Genomic DNA, 26180 nt, shown 5'->3' with positions numbered 1-26180 from the left:
CGAGTTGATGTTCGTGCACGAGGTGATGTTCGTGCCAGTCACGGGGGAGGCGGTCGTGATGACCGATGCCGGTGTGCGGGACGCGGGTTCCGGGGCGGTGCGGATCCCGCGGGTGCGGGGTTTCGCGGAGTGGTCCGAGAGCGGCGCGCGCTCGCCCAAGGCGGAGGGCAAGGCCCTGCGCGACCGGGTGCCGCGGCACGCCCACGCCACCCTCGACCTCGACGCCGCCCGCCCCGACGCGGTGGCGGCCGTCCAGGAGTCGAACGAGGGCCGGATCCCCGAGCTCACCCCGATACGGGTCGGACGGATGGTGGCCACGCCGTTCGCCTTCCTGCGCGGATCGGCGGGACTGATGGCGTACGACCTCGCCCGCACCCCCATGACCCGCGTCCGCGCCCAGATCTGCGGCGACGCCCACGGGGCGAACTTCGGCCTGTACGGCGACGCGCGCGGCGGCCTGGTCATCGACCTGAACGACTTCGACGAGACGGTGTACGGCCCCTGGGAGTGGGACCTCAAGCGGCTCGCCACGTCGCTGGTGCTGGCGGGCCGGCAGACGGGTGCCGACGAGGACACCTGCCGGGCGGCCGCCCACGACGCGGCCGGCGCCTACCGCCGCACCATGCGGCTGCTGGCCCGGCTCCCGGTGCTGGACGCGTGGAACGCCATCGCCGACGAGGAACTGGTCTCCCACACCGACGCCCACGACCTGCTCGGCACGCTGGAGCGGGTCTCGGAGAAGGCGCGGGCCAACACCAGCGGGCGGTTCGCGGCCCGGTCGACCGAGTCGACCGAGGAGGGCGGCCGCCGGTTCGTCGACGCGCCGCCGGTGCTGCGCCGTGTCCCGGACGCGGAGGCCGCCGCCGTGGCGGCGTCGCTGGAGGACTACCTGGCGACGCTGTCCGAGGACCGTCTGCCGCTGCTGTCCCGGCACGCGGTGCACGACGTGGCGTTCCGGATCGTGGGCACGGGCAGCGTGGGGCTGCGCTCGTACGTCGTGCTGCTCCTGGACCACCGCGGTGAGGCGCTGATCCTTCAGGTGAAGGAGGCACGGGGCTCGGCGCTGCTGCCCCATCTGCGCACGGCCGGTTTCGAGGCGCCGCCCGTCGAGCACGAGGGTCGCCGGGTGGTCCTCGGGCAGAAGCGGATGCAGGTGGTCAGCGACATCCTGCTCGGCTGGACCACCGTCGAGGGCCGCCCTTTCCAGGTCCGGCAGTTCCGCAACCGCAAGGGCAGCGTGGACCCCGCGGCACTCACCGCCGACCAGCTCGACGACTACGCCCGGATGACCGGCGCGCTGCTGGCCCGCGCCCACTCCCACAGCGCCGACCCCCGCCTGATCTCCGGTTACTGCGGCAAGAACGAGGAGCTGGACGAGGCGGTGGCCGCGTTCGCCGTCGCCTACGCCGACCGGACCGAGGCGGATCACGCGGCCCTGGTGGCGGCGGTGCGGGCGGGGCGGGTCGCGGCTGAGCAAGGGGTTTGAGGGGGGTGGGGAGCGCGGTGAGGTGAGGCCGGGCGGGGGTGTCGGGTGGGTGAGTGATGGGTGCCCCTGAGGCCGGTGTGGTGAGGGGGGCGGGTCTCTTGGGGGCCGGTGTGGTGAGGGGGCGGGTCTTTTCGGCGTCGGTGTGGCGAGGGGTGCGCATGTCTTCGGGGCCGGTGTGGCGAGGGGTGCGGGTGTCTTCGGGGCCGGTGCGCCGAAGGGGGCTCGTGTCGTGGCCTACGCTGGTCGGGTGACGACCCCGGAAGCTGAGCAGGGTGGTGTCGCCGGTGCGGAGCGGGCGGCGCCCGAGGACGGCGCGCCCCGGCCCGAGGAGCGGCTGGAGCGGGCCGTGCGGGCGGCCGAGCAGGCGCTGATCGAGTACGAGATCGCGGTGGAGACCTTCCGCGTCGAGATCGAGAACTTCTCCCGGCTGCACCACCAGAAGCTCGGCCCGATGTACGCCCGCCTCGAAGAGCTGGACGCGCAGATAGCCGAGGCGAAGGCCGCCCGCAGCGGCGACCCGGAGGACCTGCGCCGTGCGCAGGAGCTGCGGGCCCGGGTGCTGCCGATGCCTTCCGTGGAGGAGCTGTTCCACGGCTGGATGGACGGCGACGGCCTGTTCCCGGAGGCCGCGGCGATGCTCACGGAGCAGCCGGTCCGGCCACCGCAGCGGGTGCGCCCCAGCGACGAGGCCCGCCGCCGCTACCGCGACCTGGCCCGCAAGGCCCACCCCGACCTCGCGCAGGAGGAGGGCGAGCGCAAGCGGCGGGAGGAGTTCCTCACCCGCGTGAACGCCGCCTATGCCCGGGGCGACGAGGCGCTGCTGCGCGAGCTGGCCGAGGAGTGGGCGGCCGGGCCGGCGCCCGAGGAGCGCCGCCCCGGTCAGAGCGAGGAGCTGTACGCCCGCCTGGAGTGGCTCGCCCAGCGCAAGGAACTGCTCACGATGGTCGCCCGGGAACTGGAGGAGAGCGCCATCGGCTCCATGCTCAAGCTGGCGCCGGACGACCCGGACCGCCTGCTCGACGAGATCGCCGAGCAGCTGCTGGCGGAGGTCGCGGGGCGGGAGGCGGAGCTGGCGGCGCTGACCGGTCAGTGAGCCGTGGGGCCTGGCGGGGCCGGCCGTCCCGGGACGGGGCGCGGCGGTGCTTCGGGTAGCGTCGGAAGCATGAATTTCGGAGCTGTTCCCACGGTCGGGGTCACGGACCTCAAGGACGACGACTTCCTGCTGGACGTCCGTGAGGACGAGGAGTGGCAGGCGGGCCACGCCGCAGGGGCGCTGCACATCCCCATGAGCGAGTTCGTCGCCCGGTACGGCGAGCTGACCGAGGCCGCTCCCCAGGACGGCCGCGTGCACGTGATCTGCCGCTCCGGCGGCCGCTCGGCCCAGGTCGCGATGTACCTCAACCAGCAGGGCGTGGACGCCGTGAACGTCGCCGGCGGCATGGAGGCGTGGCAGGCCCACGGGCGTCCGGTGATCACGGACGCGGGGGAGCCGGGCGCGGTCGTCTGAGGCCGCCCGGCCGCATCGGGGCAGCCCGGCCCGATCTGATCCGGTGTAGGCCCGCCCGGCTCGGTTCGGTGTGGGATCGTCCGGCTCGGTTCGGTGTGGGACTGCCCGGCCCGGTTCGGTGTGGGACTGGCCCGGTGTGGCCCCGCCCGGGCCGGCCCGGTTTCGAGGGACGGTGCCGTGCCTTCGACGCCCCGGCGCCGCCCCGGGCGCCGGGGCGGTCGGTGCGCGGCCGTGGCGGCGCTACCGGTCGAAGTCCAGCTCCACCTTCTCCGTCACCGCGTGCGACTGGCACGCCAGCACGTAGCCCGCCTCCGTCTCCTCCCGCTCCAGCGCGAAGTTGCGGTCCATGCGCACCTCGCCGGAGACCAGGAAGGCCCGGCAGGTGCCGCAGACCCCGCCCTTGCAGGCGTAGGGCGCGTCCGGGCGATTGCGCAGCACCGTCTCCAGCAGCGACTCACCGTCCCGCACCGGCCAGGTCCCGCCGCGGCCGTCGAGCCGCGCGGTCACCGTGCTGTGCGCCGGGCCGTCCGAGGGGGCGGCGGCCGGGGCGGCGTCCACATGGAAGATCTCCTCGTGGATCCTGCCGCGCGGCACCCGGAGCCCGCGCAGCGCCCGCTCGGCCTCCTGCACCAGCCCGAACGGCCCGCACAGGAACCAGCCCGCCACGTCGGCCACCGGCAGCAGCGCCGGCAGCAGCCCGGTGAGCCGCTCCCGGTCGAGCCGCCCGGACGGCAGACCCGCCTGCTGCTCCTCCCGGGACAACACCGTGACCAGCTGGAACCGCTCGGGGAAGCGGTCCTTGAGGTCGGCGACCTCCTCCAGGAACATCGTCGAGGCGGTCGTACGGTCGCTGCGTATCAGGCAGAACCGGGCTCCGGGCTCGCGCGCCAGCAGGGTCGTCGCGATCGACAGCACGGGTGTGATCCCACTGCCGCCGACGACCGCGGCGTACCGGCCGGGCGCGGGGTCGAGGGTGAAGCGGCCGGCCGGTGTCATCACCTCCAGCTCGTCCCCGAGGCCGATCTCCTTCAGGGCGTACGTCGAGAAGGCGCCGCCCTCGACGAACCGGACGCCCACCCGCAGGGTGCGCGGTCCCGCGCCGTCCTGCGGCGCCGGGGAGCAGATCGAGTACGTCCGCCGGATCTCGACGCCGTCGACGGTGCGCCGCAGGGCGATGTGCTGCCCGGGTCTGTACCGGAACTCCGCGCGCAGCTCCTCGGGGACCGCGAGCGTGACGGCGACGGAGTCGTCGGTGAGCCGGTCGACCGCGGTCACCGGGAGCGTGTGGAAGCGGGCCATCACAACTCCTTGAAGTGGTCGAACGGTTCACGGCAGGTCAGGCAGCGCCGCAGCGCCTTGCACGCGGTGGAGGAGAAGCGGCTCAGCAGCTCGGTGCCGGCGGCACCGCAGTGCGGGCAGGGGACGGGCCCGTCGGCACCCGGCTCCTCGGTGTGCGCGCGTTCCCCGGTGAGCGTGCGCGTCGGGCTCAGCGGCAGGGACACCGGCCCGGCAGCGGTGCGCACCCGCGGGGGCGCGATGCCGAACTCCCTGAGTTTGCGGCGGCCTTCGGGCGTGATGTCGTCGGTCGACCAGGCCGGGGTGAGCACCGTGCGCACGGTGACCTCCCGTATGCCGTGCTCGTGCAGCGCGCGCTCTATGTCCACGGACATGGCCTCCAGGGCGGGGCAGCCGGTGTACGTCGGCGTCAGCTCCACCTCGACGGCGTCCTCGCCGCGCAGGCGCACGGCGCGCAGCACGCCCAGTTCGCGCAGGGTGAGGACGGGCAGCTCGGGGTCGGGCACCGAGCCGGCGACGGCGACGAGTTCCTCCTCCAGGGCGGTGGTGGTCACCATGACGCCCCCGGGTGGCTGCGGTGCAGGTGCTGCATCTCGGCGAGCATCCGCCCGAACGACTCGGTGTGCACGCCCTGCCGGCCCGCGCCCGCGCTCCACGCCCCGGACCGCGGTCCCTCGGGGACCGTGAGACCGGCGCGGCGCAGCACGTCACCGACCGCCTCCAGCCAGGCCGCCCCCAGCCGCTCCCCGTCCACGTCCAGGCCCTCCACCGGCTGGAACATCTCGCCGGTGAACCGCCACAGCGCCTCGCACGCCCGCCGCATCCGCGCGTGGCTGGCGTCCGTGCCGTCGCCGAGCCGCAGGGTCCACTGCGCGGCGTGGTCGCGGTGGTAGGCGACCTCCTTGACGGCCTTCGCGGCCAGGGGGGCGAAGGGGCCGTCGCCGGTGGCCAGTTCGGCGTGCAGGAGGTGCTGGTAGGTGGAGAAGTACAGCTGGCGGGCGATGGTGTGGGCGAAGTCGCCGTTGGGCTGCTCGACCAGCTGGAGGTTGCGGAAGGCGCGCTCCTCGCGCAGGTACGCCAGCTCGTCCTCGTCGCCGGCCAGCGACAGCAGCACCCGGGCCTGGCCGAGCAGGTCCAGCGCGATGTTGGCGAGGGCGACCTCCTCCTCCAGGACGGGTGCGTGGCCGGCCCACTCCCCCAGGCGGTGGGAGAGCACCAGGGCGTCGTCACCGAGGGCGAGGGCGGCCGTCGCCGGAACCGTGGCCGTCACAGGTGCTTCACCCCCTCCGGGATCTCGTAGAACGTCGGGTGGCGGTAGGGCTTGTCGGCGGCCGGCTCGAAGAACGGGTCCTTCTCGTCCGGGGAGGACGCCGTGACGGCGGCGGAGGGCACGACCCAGACGGAGACGCCTTCGCCGCGCCGGGTGTAGAGATCACGCGCGTTGCGCAGGGCGAGTTCCGCGTCCGGGGCGTGCAAACTGCCGGCGTGGGTGTGGGACAGGCCGCGGCGCGAGCGCACGAAGACCTCCCACAGCGGCCAGTCGGTGTTCGTCATGCGCGGGTCGCTCCCGTCTCGCTGTGCTTGGCCGCGTACGCCGCGGCCGCCTCCCGTACCCAGGCGCCCTCTTCGTGCGCCCGCCTGCGCTGGGTGACGCGCTGTTCGTTGCACGGGCCGTTGCCCTTGAGGACCTCCCAGAACTCCGTCCAGTCGATCGCCCCGAAGTCGTGGTGCCCGCGCTCCTCGTTCCACCGCAGGTCCGGGTCGGGCAGGGTGAGGCCCAGGGACTCGGCCTGGGGGACGCAGATGTCGACGAAGCGCTGGCGCAGCTCGTCGTTCGAGTGCCGTTTGATCTTCCAGGCCATCGACTGCGCGGAGTGCTGCGACGCGTCGTCGGGCGGTCCGAACATCATCAGGGACGGCCACCACCAGCGGTCCACCGCGTCCTGCGCCATCGCGTGCTGCTCGGGAGTGCCGCGGCTGAGGGCCAGCAGCAGCTCGTAGCCCTGGCGCTGGTGGAAGGACTCCTCCTTGCAGATGCGGACCATCGCGCGCGCGTACGGGCCGTAGGAGCAGCGGCACAGCGGCACCTGGTTGGTGATCGCGGCGCCGTCCACCAGCCAGCCGATCGCGCCGATGTCCGCCCAGGTGAGTGTGGGGTAGTTGAAGATAGAGGAGTATTTCTGGCGGCCGCTGTGCAGCTTGTCCAGCAGCTCGTCGCGGCTGGTGCCGAGGGTCTCCGCGGCGCTGTACAGGTACAGCCCGTGGCCGGCCTCGTCCTGGACCTTGGCCATCAGGATGGCCTTGCGGCGCAGCGAGGGCGCGCGGGTGATCCAGTTGGCCTCCGGCTGCATCCCGATGATCTCGGAGTGGGCGTGCTGGGCGATCTGCCGCACCAGCGTCGCCCGGTAGGCGTCGGGCATCCAGTCGCGCGGCTCGATGCGCTCGTCGGCGGCCACGGCGGCGTCGAAGGCGCGCTCGTACCCGGCGGTGGCGGCGGTGCCGTCCCGGTCGTCGTACGCCGTTGTGTGGTCCGTCCGCCGCGCGGCTGCTGTCGCCATCAGGCCTCCTCGACCCTGGGCCTGCCCGGAGCAAGCTCCCGACCGATCGTTCGGTTCGTGCGATTCCATGGTCGGCCGGGCGCCGTAAGGTGTCAACCGCTGTGGAGAACCCGTCGGCGCGGGTGTGGACGAGCTGATGGAAGGGCCTGTGCCCGGTGGGCCGGCCTGAGTACCGTTCGCCTGCGAGGGGGCTGCCGGCGGCGCAGGCGGACCGGATCGGGATCGGGATCGGGGCGGAATGGACGCGCAGGGCGCGAAGGACACGGACGACCGGAGGGCGACCGTCCCGCACCCGCGGGGCGAGCCGGGCGCACCCGGCGTCGTCCGCGAGCCCCTGCCGGAACACCGCACCGGCGTCGCCGCCCTCTCGCCGCGCTACCAGATCGGCGCCGTACTGGCCCTCGCCGTCGTCGCGGCCGCCGTCTGCGTGCACCTGGGGATGGTCTTCCTGCACGTCGCGCCGTCGAACACGGTCACCGAGCAGCACGGCGAGGCCGTCGACGCATGGATCTACCCGGAGTTCGAGCAGAACTGGAAGCTGTTCGCGCCCAACCCGCTCCAGCAGGACATCGCGGTCCAGGTGCGCGCCCAGCTGCGAACGGGTGACGGCGGCAGCCGCACCACCGGCTGGTACGACCTGTCCGCACAGGACGGCGAGGCCATCGACGGCAACCCGCTGCCGAGCCACACCCAGCAGAACGAGCTGCGCCGGGCCTGGGACTTCTTCACCGCCACCCACGACGGCGACAACCGCCCCTCGGGCCTGCGCGGCTCGCTGAGCGAGACCTATCTGCGCCGGATCGTGGTGCTGCGCCTGCACCGCGCCGACGCCGCCGGGCCGGGCGGCGTGGTGGAGCGGGTCCAGGTCCGCTCGCGCACCACCCACGTCCGCCCGCCCGAGTGGAGCGAGGAGCGGATCTCGCTGGAGCCGGTGTACCGGGTGCTGCCCTGGTGGCAGGTGCCGGACGACGAGGCCGAGGGGGGCGTGCGGTGAGCCGCCTCGCCCTCGCCGTCTCCCGGGCCGCCGCCCGGGTCACCGAGTCCGCGCTCGGCCCCTACCAGGCCGCCGTGATACGGATCGGCTTCGCCGCGACCTGGCTGCTGTTCCTGCTGCGCGAGATCCCGCACCGGCAGGAGCTGTACGGCCCCGACGGACCGTGGAATTGGGTGCTCGCCGAGCAGCTGATCGGCGCGAACGGCGCCTTCACCGCACTGATGTGGTCCGACGGGCAGCTGTGGTTCGAGACCGTCTACGCGCTGGGGGTGCTCTCCAGCCTGCTGCTGATGCTGGGCTGGCGCACCCGCACCCTGTCCGTGCTCTTCATGGTCGGCGTGCTCTCGCTGCAGAACCGCAGCGTCTTCATGGGCGACGGCGGTGACAACGTCCTGCACCTGATGTGCATCTACCTGGTCTTCACGCGGTGCGGCCAGGTGTGGTCGCTGGACGCGCGGCGGGCCCGGCGGGCACGCCGCGCGTCCAGGCGCGCGGGGAGCGGGTCACCGACCGGACCGGACCGGCGCTGTGGGGCGGGCTCGGGCTGGCGCTGTCGGGTGTGACCGCGCTGGGCCGGCTGGACGGCGACTGGCCGGTGCCGGCGCTGCTGTGGGGCGTGTGGGGGGCGCAGGCCCTGTGGTGGCTCGCCGGGCGCCTCACGCGCGGCGGCGAGCCGCGGATCCTGCTCGACGCGGTCGCCAACGTCCTGCACAACGCCGCCCTGTTCGTGATCATGGCGGAGGCCTGTCTGATCTACGCCACGGCCGGCTGGTACAAGGTCCAGGGCTCCCGCTGGCAGGACGGCACCGCGGTCCACTACCCGCTGCACCTGGAGTACTTCTCGCCCTGGCCCGCCCTCGCCGACCTGCTGTCCGCGAGCGGCACCGTGGTGATGCTCGTGACGTACGGGACCGTGCTGGTCCAGGTCGCCTTCCCGTTCACGCTGCTGCACCGGCGCGTCAAGAACGTCCTGCTGGCCGCCATGATCACCGAGCACGCCGTGATCGCCGTGGTGCTCGGGCTGCCCTTCTTCTCGCTGGCGATGATCGCGGCGGACGCGGTGTTCCTGCCGACGCCGTTCCTGCGCCGCCTGGGCGGCCTGGCCGCACGCGCGCGTGCCCGGCTGCCGCGGCGCGCCGGCCCCGTGATCCCCGCGCAGCGGACGCCCGAGGCTCCCGGGCGGCCCGGGGACTCCGGGCGAAGCCGCGTAGGCTTCAGGGCATGAACGACCCCGCGGGCCCGGACGCCGCCGGCCGCGCGGAGCAGCGGGTGAGCGCCTGGCGCCGGCTCGCCGGCACCTCCGTGCTGCTCGACGGCTTCCACGCCCTCAAGCACGCCCTGCGCTTCGGCGCCGAGGTACCCGTCGCCGTCACCGCCGACCGCGAGGCCGCGCTGGCCCTCGCCGACGAGCTCGCTCCGGACGTGCGGCAGACGCTGGCCGCGCTGCTCACCCAGGTGCCGGAGCAGACGTACGCCTCCCTGGTGCCGCGTCCGCATCCCACCGCCGTGGCCGCCCTGGCGGTACGGCCGTCCCGGGAGGGCCGGCTGCGGGCGCTGGCCCGCACGCCCCGCGGCGCGCCCGTCGTCGTCCTCGACCAGCCGCGCAACCTCGGCAACGCCGGGGCCGTGATCCGGCTGGCGGCCGGCTTCGGGGCGACCGGCGTGGTCACGACCGGCCCGCTCGACCCCTGGCACCCCACGGTCGTCCGCGGCGGCGCCGGGCTGCACTTCGCGACCGCCGTGGAGCGGCTGGAGGTCGGCGAACTGCCGCCCGGGCCGCTGTTCGCGCTCGACCCGGAGGGCGAGGACATCCGCGGCCTGAAGCTGCCCGACGACGCGCTGCTCGCCTTCGGTTCGGAGCGCAGCGGGCTGTCCGCGGCCGTACGCGCGCGTGCCGACCGCCTGGTGGCGCTGCCGATGCGCCCCCAGGTCTCCAGCTACAACCTCGCGACCAGTGTGGCCATGACGCTGTACCACTGGAGCGCGACCGGGGGCGCCGCGTCGTGACGGGTCACGCCTCCCGGCGGACCTCCACCGTCCGGAAGCGGTTCGCCACGAACGCGCCGTCGGTCAGGGCCGAGTTGGCGGCCGGGTTGCCGCCCGAGCCGTGGAAGTCGGAGAAGGCGGCGGTCTGGTTGACGTACACCCCGCCGGTGAGGTTGAGCGAGAGCTGCGCGGCCTCCTCCAGGCAGGCCTCCTCGATCTCCCGCTCGACCTCCTCGTCGGTCGTGTACGCGCCGACCGTCATCGCGCCCTTCTCCCGCACGGACCGGCGCAGCAGCCGCACCGCGTCCGCGGCCGAGTCGACGGCGACGGCGAAGGAGACGGGGCCGAAGCACTCGCTCATGCAGGCGGCCTCGTCGTCCGGCTTGGCGCCGTCCAGCTTGACGATGACGGGCGTGCGGACCACCGCCGCCGGGAACTCGGGGTTGCCGACCTCCCGGGAGGCCAGGGCGACTTCGCCGAGGCCGGGCGCGGCCTCCAGGCGGGCCTTGACGTCCGGGTTGACGATCGCGCCGAGCAGGGCGTTCGCGCGCGCGTCGTCGCCGAGCAGCCCGTCGACCGCCTGCGCCAGGTCGGCGACCACCTCGTCGTAGGACTTCGGGCCCTGGTCGGTGCGGATGCCGTCGCGGGGGACGAGCAGGTTCTGCGGGGTGGTGCACATCTGGCCGCTGTACAGCGACAGGGAGAACGCCAGGTTGGACAGCATCCCCTTGTAGTCGCCGGTCGACTCCACGATCACGGTGTTGACGCCGGCCTTCTCGGTGTACACCTGCGCCTGGCGGGCGTTGGCCTCCAGCCACTCGCCGAACGCCGTCGAGCCGGTGTAGTCGATGATCCGGATCTCGGGGCGGACGGCGAGGGTCTTGGCGATGCCCTCGCCGGGGCGCTCGGCGGCCAGCGCGACCAGGTTCGCATCGAAGCCGGCCTCGGTGAGCACCTGGCGCGCGACCTGCACGGTGAGCGCCAGCGGCAGCACCGCGCGCGGGTGCGGCTTCACCAGGACCGCGTTGCCGGTGGCCAGGGAGGCGAACAGGCCCGGGTAGCCGTTCCACGTCGGGAAGGTGTTGCAGCCGATCACCAGGCCGATCCCGCGCGGGACCGCCGTGAAGCGCTTGGTCAGCGCCAGCGGGTCGCGCTTGCCCTGCGGCTTGGTCCACTCGGCGGTGCCGGGGACGCGGACCTGCTCCGCGTACGCGTACGCCACCGCCTCCAGGCCGCGGTCCTGGGCGTGCGGGCCGCCCGCCTGGAACGCCATCATGAAGGCCTGGCCGGAGGTGTGCATGACCGCGTGCGCGAACTCGTGCGTCCGGTCGTTGATCCGCTTGAGGATCTCCAGACAGACCGTGGCCCGGGCCTTGGGGCCCGCGTCGCGCCAGGCGCGCTGTCCGGCCCGCATGGCGGGCAGCAGCACCTCGATGTCCGCGTGCGGGTAGCTGACGCCCAGCTCGATTCCGTAGGGGGAGACCTCGCCGTCCACCCAGCCGTCCGTGCCGGGCTGGCCGAGGTCGAGGCGGGTGCCGAGCAGGGCGTCGAAGGCGGCCTTGCCCGCGGCCGCGTCCAGGCTTCCGTGCTCCCCGTAGGCCTTCGGGTGCTCGGGGTGCGGGGACCAGTACGCGCGCGTGCGGACGGCTTCCAGCGCCTGGTCGAGGGTGGGCCGGTGCTGGGCGATCAGCTCGTGGGCGGTGAGTTCGGCGGCCATGCGGGACCAACTCCTCGTCTGGTGAGCTCCTCGTCGAGCTCATGACCTGGGCAGCAACAGGGGTGGGATCGGGCGGTCAGAGTTAGAGTAACCGAACGATCGGTCGGTTCAAGGGAGTCCGCCGCATCTGTGGAAAACCCCGTGCGGGAGGATCGCGTCCATGACAGCACTCGACCTCAGCAGCCCCGTGGCCGTCGTCGGCAGCGGCACCATGGGCCAGGGCATCGCCCAGGTGGCGCTGGTCGCCGGCCATCCCGTACGGCTGTACGACGCCGTCCCCGGGCGCGCCCGGGAGGCCGCCGCGGCGATCGGTGCCCGGCTCGACCGGCTCGTCGAGAAGGAACGGCTCACCGGCGCGGAACGGGACGCCGCGTGGGCCCGCCTGCGGCCCGCCGGGAGCCTCGCCGAGCTCGCGGACTCGGCCCTCGTCGTGGAGGCCGTGCCGGAGCGGCTGGACGTCAAGCGGGACCTGCTGCGCGAGCTGGAGGACGTGGTCGCCGAGGACTGTCTGCTCGCCACCAACACCTCCTCCCTGCCGGTGACCGCCGTCGGCGGCGCCCTGCGCGTCCCCGGCCGCTTCGTCGGCCTGCACTTCTTCAACCCGGCCCCGCTGCTGCCGCTGGTCGAGGTGGTCTCCGGGTCCGCCACGGACGTCACCTCGGCCACGCGCGCGTACGAGACGGCCCGCGCCTGGGGCAAGACGCCGGTGGCCTGCGCGGACACCCCCGGCTTCATCGTCAACCGCGTCGCCCGGCCGTTCTACGCCGAGGCCTTCGCCGTCTACGAGGCGCACGGCGCGGACCCCGCCACCATCGACGCCGTGCTGCGCGAGTGCGGCGGCTTCCGGATGGGCGCCTTCGAGCTGACCGACCTCATCGGGCAGGACGTCAACGAGTCCGTGACGCACTCGGTGTGGCAGTCCCTCTTCCAGGACGTGCGCTTCACCCCGTCGCTCGCCCAGCGCCGCCTGGTCGAGTCCGGCCGGCTGGGCCGCAAGTCCGGACAGGGCTGGTACGACTACCGGGACGGCGCCGAGCGCCCCGAGCCGCACACCGCGGAGACCGCCCGGCCGCCCGCGTACGTCGTCGCCGAGGGCGATCTGGGCCCCGCGTCCGGCCTGCTCGCGCTGATCCGCGAGGCGGGCGTCCAGGTGCGCGAGGAGGACGAGGACCACGGCACCCGGCTGGTGCTGCCCAGCGGCGGGCAGCTGGCGCTCGCCGACGGCCAGACCTCGGTGGAGTTCCGGGACGTCGTCTACTTCGACCTCGCCCTGGACTACCGCCGGGCCGGCCGGATCGCCCTGTCCGCCTCCCAGGACACCTCCCCGCAGACGCTCGCCGAGGCCACCGGCCTGTTCCAGGCGCTCGGCAAGAAGGTCAGCGTCATCGGCGACGTCCCGGGCATGATCGTCGCCCGCACGGTCGCGCGGATCGTCGACCTCGCCCACGACGCCGTCGCCAAGGGTGTCGCCACCGAGGAGGACATCGACACCGCGATGCGGCTCGGCGTCAACTACCCGCTGGGCCCCTTCGAGTGGAGCCGCCGGCTCGGCCGCTCCTGGGCCTACGCCCTCCTGGACGACCTGCACCTGCGCGACCCCTCGGGACGCTACGCGCCGTCCCTCGCGCTCTACCGCCACGCGTACGCCACCGACAAGCGGGAGGGCAGCACGTCATGACCACCGCCAAGCGCGACACGTACACCCCGGAGACGCTGCTGTCGGTCGCCGTCCAGGTCTTCAACGAGCGCGGCTACGACGGCACCTCCATGGAGCACCTCTCCAAGGCGGCCGGCATCTCCAAGTCGTCGATCTACCACCACGTCACGGGCAAGGAGGAGCTGCTGCGCCGGGCCGTGAGCCGGGCGCTGGACGGGCTGTTCGGGATCCTGGACGAGGAGCACGCGCGCGTGGGGCGCTCCGCCGAGCGGCTGGAGTACGTCGTGCGGCGCATGGTCGAGGTGCTCATCGCCGAACTGCCGTACGTGACGCTGCTGCTGCGGGTGCGCGGAAACACGGACACCGAGCGGTGGGCGCTGGAGCGCCGCCGCGACTTCGACCACCGGGTCGCCGAGCTGCTGAAGGCGGCCGCCGCCGACGGCGACGTGCGCGGCGACGTGGAGGTGCGGCTGGCCACCCGGCTGGTCTTCGGCATGATCAACTCGATCGTCGAGTGGTACCGCCCCGACCCGCGCGGCGTGGGGGAGCGCGAAGTGGCCGACGCGATCGCGCAGTTGGTGTTCGAGGGGCTGCGCCGGGCGGGCTGACGCACCGGGCCGGGGCGACCGGCCCGCGGGGGCCGGTCGCCCCGGCGCTCAGCCCTGCGGCTCCAGGTCCTCCTCCTCGAAGACCAGCAGCGTGCGCGTGCTGAGCACCTCGGGGATCGCCTGGAGCCGGGTGAGCACCACCTCGCGCAGGGCCCGGTTGTCGGGGGTGTGCACCAGCAGCAGGACATCGAAATCGCCCCCGACGAGGGCGATGTGCGAGGCGCCGGGCAGCTGTCTGAGCTGCTCGCGCACGGTGCGCCAGGAGTTCTGGACGATCTTCAGGGTGATGTACGCCGACGTCCCCTGGCCCGCGCGCTCGTGGTCGACGCGGGCCCCGAAACCGCGGATGACGCCGTCCTCCACGAGCCGGTTGATACGGGCGTAGGCGTTGGCCCGGGAGACATGGACCCGTTCGGCGACGGACCGTATCGACGAGCGGCCGTCGGACTGGAGCATCCGCAGGATGTCCTGGTCGATCGCGTCGAGCGGACGCGGCGGCGGCAGGAGGACGCCGGCCTCCGGCTCGTCGGCCGTTTGTTCAGATGCCATGTCCCCCCACCTCTCTACCATGGACGTACTGCGTCCATCTCAGGTTGTGGAGAACCGTTTGTCCACAGCCCTGGGGGGCCTGTAGCCAAAATGTGCCGTCGACCGAACAATCGGTAGGTGAGGCGCATCACAGATACGCGCCTCCCCGAAGCCGCTCCCACGAGGAGGTGCCGTCATGACGGTCATGGAGCAGCGTGGCGCGTACAAGCCGTCGCCGCCGCCCGCCTGGCAGCCCCGCACCGACCCCTCGCCGCTGCTGCCCGACGCGGCTCCGTACCGCGTGCTCGGCACCGAGGCCGCCGCCAAGGCCGACCCCGCGCTGCTGCGCCGGCTCCACGCCCAGCTGGTGCGCGGCCGCCGGTACAACGCGCAGGCCACCGCTCTCACCAGGCAGGGCCGCCTCGCCGTCTACCCGTCCAGCACCGGCCAGGAGGCCTGCGAGGTCGCCGCCGCGCTGGCCCTGGAGGAGCGCGACTGGCTCTTCCCCAGCTACCGCGACACCCTCGCCGCCGTCGTCCGGGGCGTGGACCCGGTCGAGGCCCTCACCCTGCTGCGCGGCGACTGGCACACCGGCTACGACCCGTACGCGCACCGCGTCGCCCCCCTGTGCACCCCGCTCGCCACCCAGTTGCCGCACGCCGTCGGCCTCGCGCACGCCGCCCGCCTCAAGGGCGACGACGTGGTCGCGCTGGCGATCGTCGGCGACGGCGGCACCAGCGAGGGCGACTTCCACGAGGCGCTGAACTTCGCCGCCGTCTGGCAGGCCCCCGTCGTCTTCCTGGTCCAGAACAACGGCTTCGCGATCTCCGTCCCGCTGGCCAAGCAGACCGCCGCGCCCTCCCTGGCCCACAAGGCCGTCGGGTACGGCATGCCGGGCCGCCTGGTCGACGGCAACGACGCCGCCGCCGTGCACGAGGTGCTCTCCGACGCCATCCGGCACGCGCGCGTGGGCGGTGGTCCCACGCTGGTGGAGGCGGTGACGTACCGCCTGGAGGCGCACACCAACGCGGACGACGACAAGCGCTACCGCGCGGACTCCGAGCTCGACGCCTGGCGGGCGCACGACCCGATCGCGCTGCTGGAACGGGAGCTGACCGAGCGCGGCTGGCTCGACGAGGCCGGGGTGCGGGCCGCGCGCGAGGACGCCGAGGCGCTCGCCGCCGGTCTGCGCGCCCGCCTGAACCAGGACCCCGGGCTCGACCCCATGGACCTGTTCGCCGACGTCTACGCCGAGCCGACCCCGCAGCTGCGCGAGCAGCAGGCCCTGCTGGCGGCCGAACTCCGGGCCGCGCGGGAAGGAGAGCTGTGATGACGACGGTCGCCGTCAAGCCCGCCACCATGGCCCAGGCCCTCACCCGGGCGCTGCGCGACGCCATGGCCGCCGACCCGTCCGTGCACGTCATGGGCGAGGACGTCGGCACCCTCGGCGGTGTCTTCCGCGTCACCGACGGGCTCGCCGGGGAGTTCGGCGAGGACCGCTGCACCGACACCCCGCTCGCCGAGGCCGGCATCCTCGGCACGGCCGTGGGCATGGCGATGTACGGGCTCAGGCCGGTCGTCGAGATGCAGTTCGACGCGTTCGCCTACCCGTCGTTCGAGCAGCTCGTCAGCCATGTGGCGCGCATGCGCAACCGCACGCGCGGGAAGATGCCCCTGCCGATCACCATCCGCGTCCCCTACGGCGGCGGCATCGGCGGGGTGGAACACCACAGCGACTCGTCCGAGGCCTACTACATGGCGACCCCGGGCCTCCATGTCGTCACCCCCGCGACCGTCGCCGACGCCTACGGCCTGCTGCGCGCCGCCATCGCCTCCGACGACCCGGTCGTCTTCCTGGAGCCCAAGCGGCTGTACTGGTCGAAGGACGCCTGGAACCCGGACGACCCGCAGACCGTTGAACCCATCGGCCGCGCGGTGCTGCGGCGCTCCGGCCGGAGCGCCGCACTCATCACGTACGGGCCGTCGGTACCCGTCTGCCTCGAAGCCGCCGAGGCGGCCCGGGCCGAGGGATGGGACCTCGAAGTCGTCGACCTGCGCTCGCTGGTGCCGTTCGACGACGAGACGGTCTGTGCCTCGGTGCGACGGACCGGGCGAGCGGTCGTGGTCCACGAGTCGGGCGGGTTCGGCGGACCGGGCGGGGAGATCGCGGCCCGGGTCACGGAGCGCTGCTTCCACCACCTGGAGGCGCCGGTGCTGCGCGTGGCCGGGTTCGACGTCCCCTACCCGCCGCCGATGCTGGAGAGGCACCATCTCCCCGGCGTCGACCGCATCCTGGACGCCGTGGCGCGTCTGCAATGGGAGGCCGAGAGCTGATGGCACAGGTGCTGGAGTTCAAGCTCCCCGACCTCGGAGAAGGGCTCACCGAGGCGGAGATCGTGCGCTGGCTGGTTCAGGTCGGTGACGTCGTCGCCGTCGACCAGCCGGTCGTCGAGGTCGAGACGGCCAAGGCGATGGTCGAGGTCCCCTGCCCCTACGGGGGCGTGGTCACGGCCCGCTTCGGCGAGGAGGGCACGGAGCTCCCGGTGGGGGCCCCGCTGCTGACGGTGGCGGTGGGGGCGGCGGCCTCCGACGACGCGGGCGAGGGGCCGGACGCGGGTTCCGGGCCGGCCTACGGGACCGTCCAGGGAGCGGGCTCCGGTCATCCGGCTACGGGTACCGCTTCGGGCGTGGGCTCCGGCCCGGCGTACGGGACCGGCCAGGGCGTGGGCTCCGGTCCGGCGCGCGAGACCGGCCAGGGCCCGGGCTCCGGCCCGGCGTACGGGACCGGCCAGGGCGTGGGCTCCGGTCCGGCGCGCGAGACCGGCCAGGGCCCGGGCCCCGGTCCGGCGTTCGGGACGGCCCAGGGTGCCGGGGCGGGGCCGGACGTGGCCTCGGGCCCGGGTCCGCGGGCGCCCGAGACCGCCGGCACCGCCTCGGCCAACGGCTCCGGCACGCGCTCCGGCACCGGCTCCGGCAACGTCCTGGTCGGCTACGGCACGGGCGCGCCGCCGGCGCGGCGCCGCAGGGTGCGTCCCCGGACCCCCGGCGCGCCCGCGGCGGGGCCGAGCGCCGCGCAGGGGCCGGCCGCCCCGGCTCCGGGCACGCCGGCCGCCCGCCCCGACTCCCACGTCAGCGGTGACGGCGGCCGCGGTGAGGGGCCCGTTCCGGTGATCTCCCCCCTCGTCCGGCGGCTGGCCCGGGAGCACGGGCTGGACCTGCGGGAACTGACGGGCTCCGGCCCAGACGGGCTGATTCTGCGCGCCGACGTGGAGTACGCGCTGCGGGCCGCCGCCGCGCGGGGCCGGACCGCCCGGCCGCGGACCGAGCCGCTCGCCCACCCGGCCACCGCACCGGCGCACACCGCCATCGCCCCGGCGCGCACGGAGCCGCACCCGCGCGTGCCCACCACCCCGGCGGCTTCCGCACCGGCGGGCCCGTCCGCACCGGCGGCCGCGCCGGCCGCCTCCGCCCACGCCACCGGCCTGCGCGTCCCGCTGAAGGGCGTGCGCGGTGCCGTCGCCGACAAGCTCTCCCGCAGCCGGCGGGAGATACCGGACGCGACCTGCTGGGTGGACGCCGACGCTACGGAGCTGATGCGGGCCCGCACCGAGATGAACGCGGCCGGCGGTCCCACGATCTCCCTGCTCGCCCTGCTGGCCCGGATCTGCACCGCCGCGCTCGCCCGCTTCCCCGAGCTGAACTCCACCGTGGACATGGCGGCCAGGGAGGTCGTCCGGCTGGACCAGGTGCACCTGGGGTTCGCCGCGCAGACCGAGCGAGGGCTGGTCGTGCCGGTCGTCCGCGACGCGCACACCCGGGACGCCGAGGACCTCACCGCGGAGTTCGCCCGGCTGACCGAGGCGGCCCGGGCCGGCCGGCTCACCCCCGCGGACCTGACGGGCGGCACCTTCACGCTGAACAACTACGGGGTGTTCGGCGTGGACGGGTCCACGCCGATCATCAACCACCCCGAGGCCGCCCTGCTCGGCGTCGGCCGTATCGTCCCCAAGCCGTGGGTGCACGAGGGTGAGCTCGCGGTGCGGCAGGTCGTGCAGCTCTCTCTCACCTTCGACCACCGGGTGTGCGACGGTGGCACGGCGGGCGGCTTCCTGCGCCATGTCGCGGACTGCGTGGAACGACCGGCGGTGCTGCTGCGCACCTTGTGACCGGGGTCCGCCCGCGTTTCCCGGGACGGCGGGCGGCACGCATACTCAGGGGGTGAGCGAGAAGCAGCCCTCCGGCTCCGCATCCGGCCGGTCCGGCGACTACGACGCCGTCGTGCTCGCCGGGGGCGGCGCGCGGCGGCTCGGCGGGGCGGACAAGCCCGGTGTACGGGTGGGCGGACGCCCGCTGCTGGACCGGGTGCTCGCCGCCTGCGCCGGCGCCCGGACGACCGTCGTCGTGGCCGGTCCGAGGCCGACCGCACGGCCGGTGACGTGGGCGCGCGAGGATCCGCCCGGCGGCGGACCGCTGGCCGCCCTCGCGGCCGGTCTGCCGCTGACCGGCACCGACCGGGTGGTGGTCCTCTCCGCGGATCTGCCCTTTCTCGGCGCACGCACGGTCGGGGCACTGCTCGCCGCACTCGACGCGGGCACCGCCGACGGCGTGCTGCTCACCGATCCCGACGGCCGTGACCAGCCACTCGTGGCCGCCTACCGGGCACCGCGGCTGCGCGGCACCCTCGCGCACCTCGGAGCCGAGCACGGCGGCCTCACCGGCCTGCCCCTGCGGCTCCTCACCGCCGAACTGAACCTCACCCGCGTCCCCGACCCCGTCGCGTCCTTCGACTGCGACACCTGGGACGACATCGCCACTGCCAGGGCACGCATCAGGGAGCATGGGCTCGTGTTGGATGAATGGATCTCCGCAGTCAAGGACGAGCTGGGCATCGACCTCGACGTCGACACCGGTGTCCTGCTCGACCTCGCCCGCGACGCGGCCCACGAGGTGGCACGGCCCGCGGCCCCGCTGACCACCTTCCTCGTGGGGTACGCCGCGGCGCGCGCCGGCGGCGGCCCCGACGCCGTCGCCGAGGCCTCCCGCAGGGCCACCGCCCTGGCGCTGCGCTGGGCGGAGGAGGAGAGCGCCGATCCCACGGCCGCCGATCCCGCAGCCGCCGCGCCCACGGACTCCGCCCCCTCGGGCTCCGCCTCCACGGACCCCGCCGCTTCCGGCCCTCGAACCGACCCCGGCCCCCAGACCGCCCCGGAGCCCCGCCCGGACGCCGGATGACCACCTCTGGCATCCAGGACGGCGAGGACATCCAGGACCGTCACGTCGAGGAGGCGCTGGCACTCGTGAGGGACGACCACGACAGGTCACGCCACCGGGACGGCGCCCCGCCCCGGGACACCGCGGGCGTCCCCGCCCCGCCCCCCGCCGCGGCGGCACCCGCGGCGAGCGGCCACCGGCCCCAGGACCGCGCCCACCAGGCCACCCCCTGGCCGGAGGCCCGGGAGACCGCCGCCCGTGCCGTCCGGCGCGGCAGCCGCCGCGCCCCCGCCCCGCTCCCCCTCGACGCCGCCCTCGGCCTTCCCCTGGCCGCCCCCCTCACCGCCCTCACCGACCTGCCCTCCTTCGACAGCTCCGCGATGGACGGCTGGGCGGTCGCCGGACCCGGACCCTGGGACGTACGGGAGCAGGGCATTCTCGCGGGCCACGCGGCACCCGTGCCGCTCGGTGACGGCGAGGCCGTCCGGATCGCCACCGGCGCCCGGATCCCGCCCGACACCACCGCGGTGCTGCGCAGTGAGCACGGCCGGGTGGACGACCGGGGCAGACTGCACGCCACGCGCGACCTCGGCCACGGCCAGGACATCCGGCCGCGCGGCCAGGAGTGCCGCGTCGGCGACCAGTTGCTGCCGCCCGGCACCCTCGTCACCCCGGCCGTGCTGGGCCTCGCCGCGGCCGCCGGGTACGACACGCTCACCGCCGTACCGCGCCCCCGCGCCGAGGTCCTGGTCCTCGGCGACGAACTGCTCTCCGAGGGCCTGCCGCACGACGGGCTCATCCGGGACGCCCTCGGCCCCCTGCTGCCGCCGTGGCTGCGGGCGCTCGGTGCCGAGGTCACGGCCGTGCGGCGGATCGGCGACGACGCCGACGCCCTGTACGAGGCGATCACGGCCAGCGGCGCCGACCTCGTCCTCACCACCGGCGGCACCGCCTCCGGCCCCGTCGACCACGTCCATCCCACCCTGCGCCGCATCGGCGCGGAACTCCTGGTCGACGGCGTCAAGGTCCGCCCGGGCCACCCGATGCTGCTGGCCCGCACCCGGGAGGGCCAGCACCTGGTCGGCCTGCCGGGCAATCCGCTGGCCGCCGTCTCCGGTCTGCTCACCCTCGCCGAACCCCTGCTGCGCACGCTGGCGGCACGGCCGGCGCGGGAGCCGTACGCGCTGCCCCTGCGGGAGGCGGTGCACGGGCATCCGTACGACACCCGGCTCGTCCCCGTCGTGCTGCGGGCGGACCGTGCGGTGCCGCTGCATTACAACGGTCCGGCCATGCTGCGGGGCGTCGCGGTCGCGGACGCCCTGGCGGTGGTCCCTCCGGGTGGGGGGCGGGCCGGTCAGGCGGCGGAGCTCCTCGACCTGCCGTGGGCCGCGCCCGGAAGCGGGCTGTGTTTCACGTGAAACATCGGGCACGCTCCCTGGCCGCCGGGGTGGGAGTCAGGCGGCGGCGACCGGCCGGCTGATGGTGATGACCCGGTCCCCCGGTCGCAGTTCCGTCTGCCACCCCTCGGTGTAGTCCAGCATCTTGCGGTTCCGTACGACCGCGACGACCAGGTCGGCGCACTCGCGGGGCGTCCGGCCGACCTCCTCGGGGGTCACCAGGCGCTCGATGAGGTCCATCCCGCTGCCGAGGGTCATCAGGTCCTCCAGCGTCCGGGCCACGGGCGGGGTGGCCGTGAACGTGCCGAGCAGCCGGCCGGCCGAGCTGGAGCTGGTCACGACGGTGTCCGCGCCGCTCTGCTTGAGCAGCGGGACGTTCTCGTCCTCGCGGACCGCGACGACGATCGTGGCGTGCTTGTTCAGCTGGCGGGCGGTCAGGGTGATCAGCGTGGCCGTCTCGTCGCGCTGCGGGGCGATGATCACGCGGGTGGCGCGGTGGAGCTCGGCCTTGAGCAGGGTGTCCGAGCGGGTGGCGTCGCCGGTCACCGCCACCAGCCCGTCGTCGCCGGCCGCCTCGACCATCTTGTGCTGGGCGTCCACGACGACGATCCGCTCCTTGCGGATGCCCTGCCCGATCAGGGTCTCCACGGCGTGCCGCCCCTTGGTGCCATAGCCGACGACCACGACGTGGTCCCGGGTGCGGGCGCGCCAGCGGTGGATGCGGACCTGCTGGCGGGTGCGCTCGGTGAGCACCTCCAGGGTGGTGCCGACCAGGATGATCAGGAAGAGCACGCGCAGGGGGGTGATGACGAAGATGTTGGTCAGCCGGGCGGTTCCGCTGACCGGGGTGATGTCGCCGTATCCGGTGGTGGAAAGGGTGACGGTGGCGTAGTACGCGGCGTCGAGCAGGTCGAGGGAGCCGTCGGAGTTGTCGTTGTAGCCCTCACGGTCCGCATAGACGATCAGGACGGTGATGACCAGCACCAGTATCGCCAGGAACAGGCGCTTGAGGACCTGCTGCAACGGCGGTACGACGTTCAGCACCGGCATGGTGATGGAGCGGCCCGCCTCCGCGTCGTCACGGGCCTCCTTGCGCGAGCGGCTCCACAGGGACCGCAGCAACGCGGACCTCACCCCGTGCGTCGGCGGATGCTCGTCGTCCTTCATCGCTGGCCCCCTGCTGCGTCGGTACGGACACTCGGATCCATCGTTCCGCACAGCGTCCGGCGCGTTCCCCGTGCCCCCCGGGCCGACACGCCGACCGGGGTGGGCGCGCGCCCGGCGGCTCGGTAGCGTCGGACCCGACGTCCGGGCGCCGTACCCGGTCCGCTGTCCCGCACACCCGCTGGAGGTCCCCCTTGCGCGACCACACCGTCGTCGTCGGCTTCGGTACGAAGGGGCGGGCCGCGATCCAGGCCGTCTGCGCCACGGGGCGGAAGAAGGAGCAGGTCGTCGTCATCGACCCGAGCGCCAAGGCGGTGGACGCCGCGACGGCCGAGGGCTACGCCGCCGTGCTCGGGGACGCGACTCGCAGCGACGTGCTCAGGCGCGCCGAGGTGCAGCGGGCGGCGCAGATCATCATCGCCACCCAGCGCGACGACACGGCCGTCCTGGTGGCGCTGACGGCCCGGCAGCTCAACCTGGGCGCGACGATCGTGGCCGCGGTCCGCGAGGAGGAGAACGCGCCGCTGCTGCGGCAGTCCGGCGCCGACGAGGTCATCACCAGTGCCGGCGCGGCCGGGCGGCTGCTGGGCCTGTCCGTGCTCAGCCCGGCCGCCGGCCTGGTCATGGAGGACCTCATCCGCCAGGGCAGCGGCCTCGACGTCGTCGACCGGCCGGTGACCAGGGCCGAGGTGGGCCGGAACCCGCGCGAGACGGACGACCTGGTGATCAGCGTCGTCCGCGGGCACCGGGTGCTGCACTACGACGATCCGGCCGTGCACACGCTGGAGCTGACGGACCGGGTGATCACCATCGTGCCGCGGGCCGCCCCGGACGAGCGGCGCGCCCCGCGGCTCTGAGCGGTCTACTTGCGGTTGTACAGCCGCATGGTGACCGGCCCGAAGACCAGGACGAACACGGCGGCCCACCCCAGCGACCAGGCGATCTCACCGGTGGGCCACTCGCCGCCCATCAGTCCACGCACCGCGGAGGCCAGATGGGTGACCGGGCTGTTGTTGACGAACGCCTGGAGCCAGCCCGGCATGGTGCGCGGGTCGACGAAGACGTTGGACAGGAAGGTCAGCGGGAAGATCACCATCATGCTGACGCCCATCACCGACTTCTCGGTGCGCAGCAGCAGCCCGAACATCGTCCAGATCCACGAGAAGGCGAACGAGAAGGCCACCAGCAGCGCGATCCCCGCGGCCACGCCACCGGCCCCGCCGTGCGGCCGGTAGCCGAGAGAGACGCCGACGGCCAGCATCACCACGGACGCGATGGTGTAGCGCAGCGCGTCCCCCAGCAGGTAGCCGACCATCGTCGACGGCCGCCAGATCGGCAGGGAGCGGAACCGGTCGAAGACGCCCTTCTCGATGTCCGTGTTGACCGAGACCCCCGTGTACATGGTGATCATCACGACCGACATCACCAGGATGCCCGGCAGCAGGAACTGGATGTACTCCTTCGGTGAGCCCGCCAGCGCCCCGCCGAACAGGTACGTGTACATCAGCACCATCATGACCGGGAAGGCGGTGACGTCGAACAGCTGCTCCGGTACGTGCTTGATCTTCAGGATCGCCCGCCACCCGAAGGTCAGCGACGCCGACAGGGCGCTCGGCCGCGGCGGTCGCTCCTTGGCCACCAGCAGCGCGGCCAGCGATTCGGTGCTGACGGGGGCGAGTTCCTTGGTGGTCTCGGTGCTGGTCGCGATGGTCATGCGGCGGCCCCGTCCTTGGTGTCGTCAGCCTGCGGTCCGTCGTGAGCCTGCGGTCCGTCGTGAGCCTGCGGTCCGTCGTCAGCCTGTGGCGCGTCGTGCGCCCGCGGCGCGTCGTGCGCCGTGGTGTCGTGTCCGGTGAGGGCGAGGAAGACCTCGTCCAGGCTCGGCTGGCCCAGTGAGAAGGTGTCGACGACGACGCCGGCGCGGGCCAGTTCGGCGAGCGCGGCGGCGGCCTGCTCGGCGGTGCCCCGGCCGTTCGACGTCCCCGCGCCGACGCGCGCGGTCAGTGCCACCGGGTCCGGTTCCAGCTGGACGTCCGCCCGCAGCACCCGCCGCAGCACCCGTGAGGCCTCCGGCCGCTGCTCCGCGTCGCGCAGCCGCAGATGGACGGAGCCGGCGCCGACGGACGCCTTCAGCTCGCCCTTGGTGCCCTCGGCGATCACCTTCCCGCGGTCGATGACGGCGATCCGGGAGGCCAGCTGGTCGGCCTCGTCCAGGTACTGCGTGGTCAGCAGCACGGTCGTGCCCTGGGCGACGACCGCGCGCACGATGTCCCACACCTGGTTGCGGCTGCGCGGGTCGAGGCCGGTGGTCGGCTCGTCCAGGAACAGCAGGTCCGGCGTGTTCAGGATGGACGCGGTGATGTCGATCCGGCGCCGCATGCCGCCGGAGTAGTTCTTGACCTGCTTCCCGGCCGCGTCGGTCAGTCCGAAGGCCTCCAGCAGCTGGGCGGCGCGCTCCCGCGCGGCCTTCTTGTGGTGGCCGAGGAGCCGGCCGAGCAGGACCAGGTTCTCGGTGCCGGTGAGGTCCTCGTCCACGGACGCGTACTGGCCGGTCAGGCTGACCCGGCCGCGCACCTCGTCCGCCTCCCGGACGACGTCGTGGCCGAAGACGTGGGCCTCGCCGCCGTCCGGCCGGAGCAGGGTGGCGAGCATCTTCACGGTGGTGGTCTTCCCGGCGCCGTTCGGGCCGAGGACGCCGTACACCGTGCCGGTGGGCACGGCCAGGTCGACTCCGTCCACGGCCTTCGTCTCGCCGAACGTCTTCACCAGGCCCGCGGTCTCGATGGCCAGACCGGGCGTCTGCTGGCTCATGGTGTGGTGTCCTTCCGCGTACTCGGGTTACGCAGGGGCAGACCTTCACCGTCGCGCGAACTCATCGGTCGCGCACGGTGGTTTCTCGGCGGACCGGGCCGACGGCGGAGCCGCCCGGGTCCCCGGCCCGAGAGGTAGCGTCCCTTTCATGCATGCGATCACGATTCCCGAACCTGGTGGGCCCGAGGCGCTGGTGTGGGACGAGGTCCCGGACCCGGTCGCCGGAGAGGGCGAAGTGCTGGTCGAGGTGGTGGCCGGCGCGGTCAACCGGGCCGACGTCCTGCAGCGCCGGGGTTTCTACGACCCGCCGCCCGGCGCCTCCCCCTATCCCGGCCTGGAATGCTCCGGACGGATCACCGCGATCGGCGCGGGCGTGGCGGGGTGGGCCGTGGGCGACGAGGTCTGCGCGCTGCTCTCCGGCGGCGGTTACGCCGAGCGGGTCGCCGTCCCGGCCGGTCAGCTGCTGCCGGTGCCGCGCGGCCTCGACGTGCGGCAGGCCGCGGCGCTGCCCGAGGTGACCTGCACGGTCTGGTCGAACGTCTTCATGGTCGCCCACCTGCGCCCCGGGGAGACCCTGCTCGTGCACGGCGGGTCCAGCGGCATCGGCACCATGGCGATCCAGCTCGCCAAGGCCGTCGGCGCGAAGGTCGCCGTCACCGCGGGCAGCAAGGAGAAGCTGCGGCGGTGCGCCGAGCTGGGCGCCGACATCCTGATCAACTACCGCGAGCAGGACTTCGTGGAGGAGATCCGGCAGGCCACGGCCGGGGCGGGCGCCGACGTCATCCTCGACAACATGGGTGCCAAGTACCTGGACCGCAACATCCAGGCCCTCGCCGTCAGCGGCCGGCTGGCGATCATCGGCATGCAGGGCGGGGTCAAGGGCGAGCTGAACATCGGTGCCCTGCTCGCCAAGCAGGCCGCGATCAGCGCGACCTCGCTGCGCGCCCGGCCGCTCGGTGAGAAGGCGGCCATCGTCGCCGCCGTACGCGAACACGTCTGGCCGCTGCTCGACGCCGGTCACGTCCGCCCGGTGATCGACCGCGAGCTGCCCATGCGGGACGCGGCCGAGGCCCACCGCCTGATGGAGGAGAGCGGCCACGTCGGAAAGCTGCTGCTGATCACGGAGTGACGGGCCCGCCCCCGGCGGCGCGGGCACACGCCGGGGGCTGGTCGGCCACCGGGTGGCGCCGCCGGGCGCGGGCGGACCTGTTTCCCGTGCGTGGGCTCGTGTCCCGTGCGTGCCTGTTTCCCGTGCGTGGGCTC

Annotated in this window: 23 protein-coding genes and 2 pseudogenes; 15 read left to right on the top strand and 10 right to left on the bottom strand. The window is 74.0% G+C overall.

Annotation, left to right across the window (positions count from 1 at the left end; genetic code table 11):
• Window positions 1-25: 25 nt before the first annotated feature.
• The 3 genes from ACFF45_RS00355 to ACFF45_RS00345 all read left to right on the top strand — a co-directional run bounded on the left by ACFF45_RS00355 (window position 26) and on the right by ACFF45_RS00345 (window position 2993).
• Window positions 26-1486: a DUF2252 domain-containing protein gene (locus ACFF45_RS00355; protein WP_381340239.1), complete on the top strand. Its 1461-nt coding sequence runs from the start codon at window positions 26-28 to the stop codon at window positions 1484-1486.
• A 247-nt stretch (window positions 1487-1733) separates the two neighbouring features.
• Window positions 1734-2579 (top strand): hypothetical protein, encoded by an 846-nt coding sequence (locus ACFF45_RS00350; protein WP_381340237.1) that lies wholly within the window; start codon window positions 1734-1736, stop codon window positions 2577-2579.
• A 69-nt stretch (window positions 2580-2648) separates the two neighbouring features.
• On the top strand, window positions 2649-2993 hold the full coding sequence (locus ACFF45_RS00345) for a rhodanese-like domain-containing protein (protein WP_381340235.1): 345 nt from the start codon (window positions 2649-2651) through the stop codon (window positions 2991-2993).
• Window positions 2994-3233: 240 nt separating this feature from the next.
• Here the strand turns inward: ACFF45_RS00345 and ACFF45_RS00340 are convergent, their stop codons facing one another.
• The 5 genes from ACFF45_RS00340 to paaA are packed head-to-tail and all read right to left on the bottom strand — an operon-like array spanning window position 3234 to window position 6847.
• Entirely contained in the window at window positions 3234-4292 is a 1059-nt protein-coding gene (locus tag ACFF45_RS00340) for a 2Fe-2S iron-sulfur cluster-binding protein (protein ID WP_381340233.1), read from the bottom strand.
• On the bottom strand, window positions 4292-4846 hold the full coding sequence (gene paaD / locus ACFF45_RS00335; protein WP_381340231.1) for a 1,2-phenylacetyl-CoA epoxidase subunit PaaD: 555 nt from the start codon (window positions 4844-4846) through the stop codon (window positions 4292-4294). The genes ACFF45_RS00340 and paaD overlap by 1 nt, the downstream gene beginning before the upstream one ends.
• Window positions 4840-5559 (bottom strand): 1,2-phenylacetyl-CoA epoxidase subunit PaaC, encoded by a 720-nt coding sequence (gene paaC, locus ACFF45_RS00330; RefSeq protein ID WP_381340228.1) that lies wholly within the window; start codon window positions 5557-5559, stop codon window positions 4840-4842. Before paaC ends, paaD begins: the two co-directional genes overlap by 7 nt.
• A complete protein-coding gene (gene paaB, locus ACFF45_RS00325; RefSeq protein ID WP_381340225.1) occupies window positions 5556-5843 on the bottom strand; it encodes a 1,2-phenylacetyl-CoA epoxidase subunit PaaB in 288 nt (95 codons plus the stop codon). Before paaB ends, paaC begins: the two co-directional genes overlap by 4 nt.
• A complete protein-coding gene (paaA, locus tag ACFF45_RS00320; RefSeq protein ID WP_381340222.1) occupies window positions 5840-6847 on the bottom strand; it encodes a 1,2-phenylacetyl-CoA epoxidase subunit PaaA in 1008 nt (335 codons plus the stop codon). The genes paaB and paaA overlap by 4 nt, the downstream gene beginning before the upstream one ends.
• Before the next feature lie 238 nt (window positions 6848-7085).
• Between paaA and ACFF45_RS00315 the strand changes: the two genes are divergently transcribed.
• From ACFF45_RS00315 to ACFF45_RS00305, 3 genes and pseudogenes are all read left to right on the top strand, one after another.
• Entirely contained in the window at window positions 7086-7841 is a 756-nt protein-coding gene (locus tag ACFF45_RS00315; protein WP_381340219.1) for a DUF5819 family protein, read from the top strand.
• Window positions 7838-9066 (top strand): annotated as a pseudogene (locus ACFF45_RS00310) (HTTM domain-containing protein). Before ACFF45_RS00315 ends, ACFF45_RS00310 begins: the two are co-directional and overlap by 4 nt.
• Window positions 9063-9848: a TrmH family RNA methyltransferase gene (locus tag ACFF45_RS00305; RefSeq protein WP_381340216.1), complete on the top strand. Its 786-nt coding sequence runs from the start codon at window positions 9063-9065 to the stop codon at window positions 9846-9848. Before ACFF45_RS00310 ends, ACFF45_RS00305 begins: the two are co-directional and overlap by 4 nt.
• Window positions 9849-9852: 4 nt before the next feature.
• Here the strand turns inward: ACFF45_RS00305 and paaN are convergent, their stop codons facing one another.
• Window positions 9853-11544, bottom strand: coding sequence for a phenylacetic acid degradation protein PaaN (gene paaN, locus ACFF45_RS00300; RefSeq protein WP_381340214.1), 1692 nt, complete (start codon window positions 11542-11544; stop codon window positions 9853-9855).
• Between the two features lie 160 nt (window positions 11545-11704).
• On the opposite strand from paaN, the gene ACFF45_RS00295 reads away from it, so the two are divergent.
• Window positions 11705-13222 carry a 3-hydroxyacyl-CoA dehydrogenase gene (locus ACFF45_RS00295; RefSeq protein WP_381340212.1) on the top strand — a complete coding sequence of 506 codons (1518 nt, stop codon included), beginning with the start codon at window positions 11705-11707 and terminating at the stop codon, window positions 13220-13222.
• On the top strand, window positions 13219-13809 hold the full coding sequence (locus tag ACFF45_RS00290) for a TetR/AcrR family transcriptional regulator (RefSeq protein WP_381340209.1): 591 nt from the start codon (window positions 13219-13221) through the stop codon (window positions 13807-13809). The genes ACFF45_RS00295 and ACFF45_RS00290 overlap by 4 nt, the downstream gene beginning before the upstream one ends.
• Window positions 13810-13857: 48 nt before the next feature.
• On the opposite strand, the gene ACFF45_RS00285 is transcribed toward ACFF45_RS00290, so the two are convergent.
• On the bottom strand, window positions 13858-14358 hold the full coding sequence (locus ACFF45_RS00285; RefSeq protein ID WP_381340207.1) for an Lrp/AsnC family transcriptional regulator: 501 nt from the start codon (window positions 14356-14358) through the stop codon (window positions 13858-13860).
• A gap of 175 nt (window positions 14359-14533) precedes the next feature.
• On the opposite strand from ACFF45_RS00285, the gene pdhA reads away from it, so the two are divergent.
• From pdhA to ACFF45_RS00260, 5 genes are read left to right on the top strand one after another with little or no spacing between them, the layout of a single operon-like run.
• Window positions 14534-15667 (top strand): pyruvate dehydrogenase (acetyl-transferring) E1 component subunit alpha, encoded by a 1134-nt coding sequence (gene pdhA / locus ACFF45_RS00280; RefSeq protein ID WP_381340205.1) that lies wholly within the window; start codon window positions 14534-14536, stop codon window positions 15665-15667.
• Window positions 15667-16671 (top strand): alpha-ketoacid dehydrogenase subunit beta, encoded by a 1005-nt coding sequence (locus ACFF45_RS00275; protein ID WP_381340203.1) that lies wholly within the window; start codon window positions 15667-15669, stop codon window positions 16669-16671. Before pdhA ends, ACFF45_RS00275 begins: the two co-directional genes overlap by 1 nt.
• Complete coding sequence (locus ACFF45_RS00270) at window positions 16671-18503, top strand: 2-oxo acid dehydrogenase subunit E2 (RefSeq protein ID WP_381340200.1); 1833 nt, start codon at window positions 16671-16673, stop codon at window positions 18501-18503. Before ACFF45_RS00275 ends, ACFF45_RS00270 begins: the two co-directional genes overlap by 1 nt.
• A 52-nt stretch (window positions 18504-18555) precedes the next feature.
• Window positions 18556-19569, top strand: coding sequence for an NTP transferase domain-containing protein (locus tag ACFF45_RS00265; RefSeq protein ID WP_381340198.1), 1014 nt, complete (start codon window positions 18556-18558; stop codon window positions 19567-19569).
• Window positions 19566-20966, top strand: a complete 1401-nt coding sequence (locus ACFF45_RS00260) for a molybdopterin molybdotransferase MoeA (protein ID WP_381340195.1) — start codon at window positions 19566-19568, stop codon at window positions 20964-20966. The genes ACFF45_RS00265 and ACFF45_RS00260 overlap by 4 nt, the downstream gene beginning before the upstream one ends.
• Window positions 20967-21002: 36 nt before the next feature.
• On the opposite strand, the gene ACFF45_RS00255 is transcribed toward ACFF45_RS00260, so the two are convergent.
• On the bottom strand, window positions 21003-22112 hold the full coding sequence (locus ACFF45_RS00255) for a potassium channel family protein (protein WP_381340193.1): 1110 nt from the start codon (window positions 22110-22112) through the stop codon (window positions 21003-21005).
• A gap of 173 nt (window positions 22113-22285) precedes the next feature.
• On the opposite strand from ACFF45_RS00255, the pseudogene ACFF45_RS00250 reads away from it, so the two are divergent.
• A pseudogene (locus tag ACFF45_RS00250) lies at window positions 22286-22966 on the top strand (potassium channel family protein); the annotation flags it as partial.
• Between the two features lie 5 nt (window positions 22967-22971).
• On the opposite strand, the gene ACFF45_RS00245 reads toward ACFF45_RS00250, so the two are convergent.
• Together ACFF45_RS00245 and ACFF45_RS00240 are read right to left on the bottom strand one after the other, a co-directional pair.
• Entirely contained in the window at window positions 22972-23823 is an 852-nt protein-coding gene (locus tag ACFF45_RS00245) for an ABC transporter permease (RefSeq protein ID WP_381340190.1), read from the bottom strand.
• Window positions 23820-24917 (bottom strand): ATP-binding cassette domain-containing protein, encoded by a 1098-nt coding sequence (locus tag ACFF45_RS00240; protein ID WP_381340187.1) that lies wholly within the window; start codon window positions 24915-24917, stop codon window positions 23820-23822. Before ACFF45_RS00240 ends, ACFF45_RS00245 begins: the two co-directional genes overlap by 4 nt.
• A 148-nt stretch (window positions 24918-25065) precedes the next feature.
• Here ACFF45_RS00240 and ACFF45_RS00235 point away from each other — a divergent pair, with 148 nt between their 5' ends.
• Window positions 25066-26046: an NAD(P)H-quinone oxidoreductase gene (locus ACFF45_RS00235; protein ID WP_381340185.1), complete on the top strand. Its 981-nt coding sequence runs from the start codon at window positions 25066-25068 to the stop codon at window positions 26044-26046.
• Window positions 26047-26180: the final 134 nt, after the last annotated feature.

The sequence above is a fragment of the Streptomyces cinereospinus genome (assembly GCF_042430725.1).
Classification (GTDB): Bacteria; Actinomycetota; Actinomycetes; order Streptomycetales; family Streptomycetaceae; genus Streptomyces; species Streptomyces cinereospinus.
This window is presented reverse-complemented; position numbering and strand designations above follow the sequence as displayed.

What these genes read in the sequence shown, in the direction of transcription:
- ACFF45_RS00295 (WP_381340212.1), top strand. Translation starts at nt 11,705, where the DNA reads ATGACAGCACTCGACCTCAGCAGCCCCGTGGCCGTCGTCGGCAGCGGC.
- ACFF45_RS00355 (WP_381340239.1), top strand. Translation starts at nt 26, where the DNA reads ATGTTCGTGCCAGTCACGGGGGAGGCGGTCGTGATGACCGATGCCGGT.
- pdhA (WP_381340205.1), top strand. Translation starts at nt 14,534, where the DNA reads ATGACGGTCATGGAGCAGCGTGGCGCGTACAAGCCGTCGCCGCCGCCC.
- ACFF45_RS00255 (WP_381340193.1), bottom strand. Translation starts at nt 22,112, where the DNA reads ATGAAGGACGACGAGCATCCGCCGACGCACGGGGTGAGGTCCGCGTTG.
- paaD (WP_381340231.1), bottom strand. Translation starts at nt 4,846, where the DNA reads ATGGTGACCACCACCGCCCTGGAGGAGGAACTCGTCGCCGTCGCCGGC.
- ACFF45_RS00240 (WP_381340187.1), bottom strand. Translation starts at nt 24,917, where the DNA reads ATGAGCCAGCAGACGCCCGGTCTGGCCATCGAGACCGCGGGCCTGGTG.
- ACFF45_RS00290 (WP_381340209.1), top strand. Translation starts at nt 13,219, where the DNA reads ATGACCACCGCCAAGCGCGACACGTACACCCCGGAGACGCTGCTGTCG.
- ACFF45_RS00235 (WP_381340185.1), top strand. Translation starts at nt 25,066, where the DNA reads ATGCATGCGATCACGATTCCCGAACCTGGTGGGCCCGAGGCGCTGGTG.
- paaA (WP_381340222.1), bottom strand. Translation starts at nt 6,847, where the DNA reads ATGGCGACAGCAGCCGCGCGGCGGACGGACCACACAACGGCGTACGAC.
- ACFF45_RS00275 (WP_381340203.1), top strand. Translation starts at nt 15,667, where the DNA reads ATGACGACGGTCGCCGTCAAGCCCGCCACCATGGCCCAGGCCCTCACC.
- ACFF45_RS00260 (WP_381340195.1), top strand. Translation starts at nt 19,566, where the DNA reads ATGACCACCTCTGGCATCCAGGACGGCGAGGACATCCAGGACCGTCAC.
- ACFF45_RS00345 (WP_381340235.1), top strand. Translation starts at nt 2,649, where the DNA reads ATGAATTTCGGAGCTGTTCCCACGGTCGGGGTCACGGACCTCAAGGAC.
- ACFF45_RS00270 (WP_381340200.1), top strand. Translation starts at nt 16,671, where the DNA reads ATGGCACAGGTGCTGGAGTTCAAGCTCCCCGACCTCGGAGAAGGGCTC.
- paaN (WP_381340214.1), bottom strand. Translation starts at nt 11,544, where the DNA reads ATGGCCGCCGAACTCACCGCCCACGAGCTGATCGCCCAGCACCGGCCC.
- ACFF45_RS00305 (WP_381340216.1), top strand. Translation starts at nt 9,063, where the DNA reads ATGAACGACCCCGCGGGCCCGGACGCCGCCGGCCGCGCGGAGCAGCGG.
- ACFF45_RS00245 (WP_381340190.1), bottom strand. Translation starts at nt 23,823, where the DNA reads ATGACCATCGCGACCAGCACCGAGACCACCAAGGAACTCGCCCCCGTC.
- ACFF45_RS00315 (WP_381340219.1), top strand. Translation starts at nt 7,086, where the DNA reads ATGGACGCGCAGGGCGCGAAGGACACGGACGACCGGAGGGCGACCGTC.
- ACFF45_RS00340 (WP_381340233.1), bottom strand. Translation starts at nt 4,292, where the DNA reads ATGGCCCGCTTCCACACGCTCCCGGTGACCGCGGTCGACCGGCTCACC.
- paaB (WP_381340225.1), bottom strand. Translation starts at nt 5,843, where the DNA reads ATGACGAACACCGACTGGCCGCTGTGGGAGGTCTTCGTGCGCTCGCGC.
- ACFF45_RS00285 (WP_381340207.1), bottom strand. Translation starts at nt 14,358, where the DNA reads ATGGCATCTGAACAAACGGCCGACGAGCCGGAGGCCGGCGTCCTCCTG.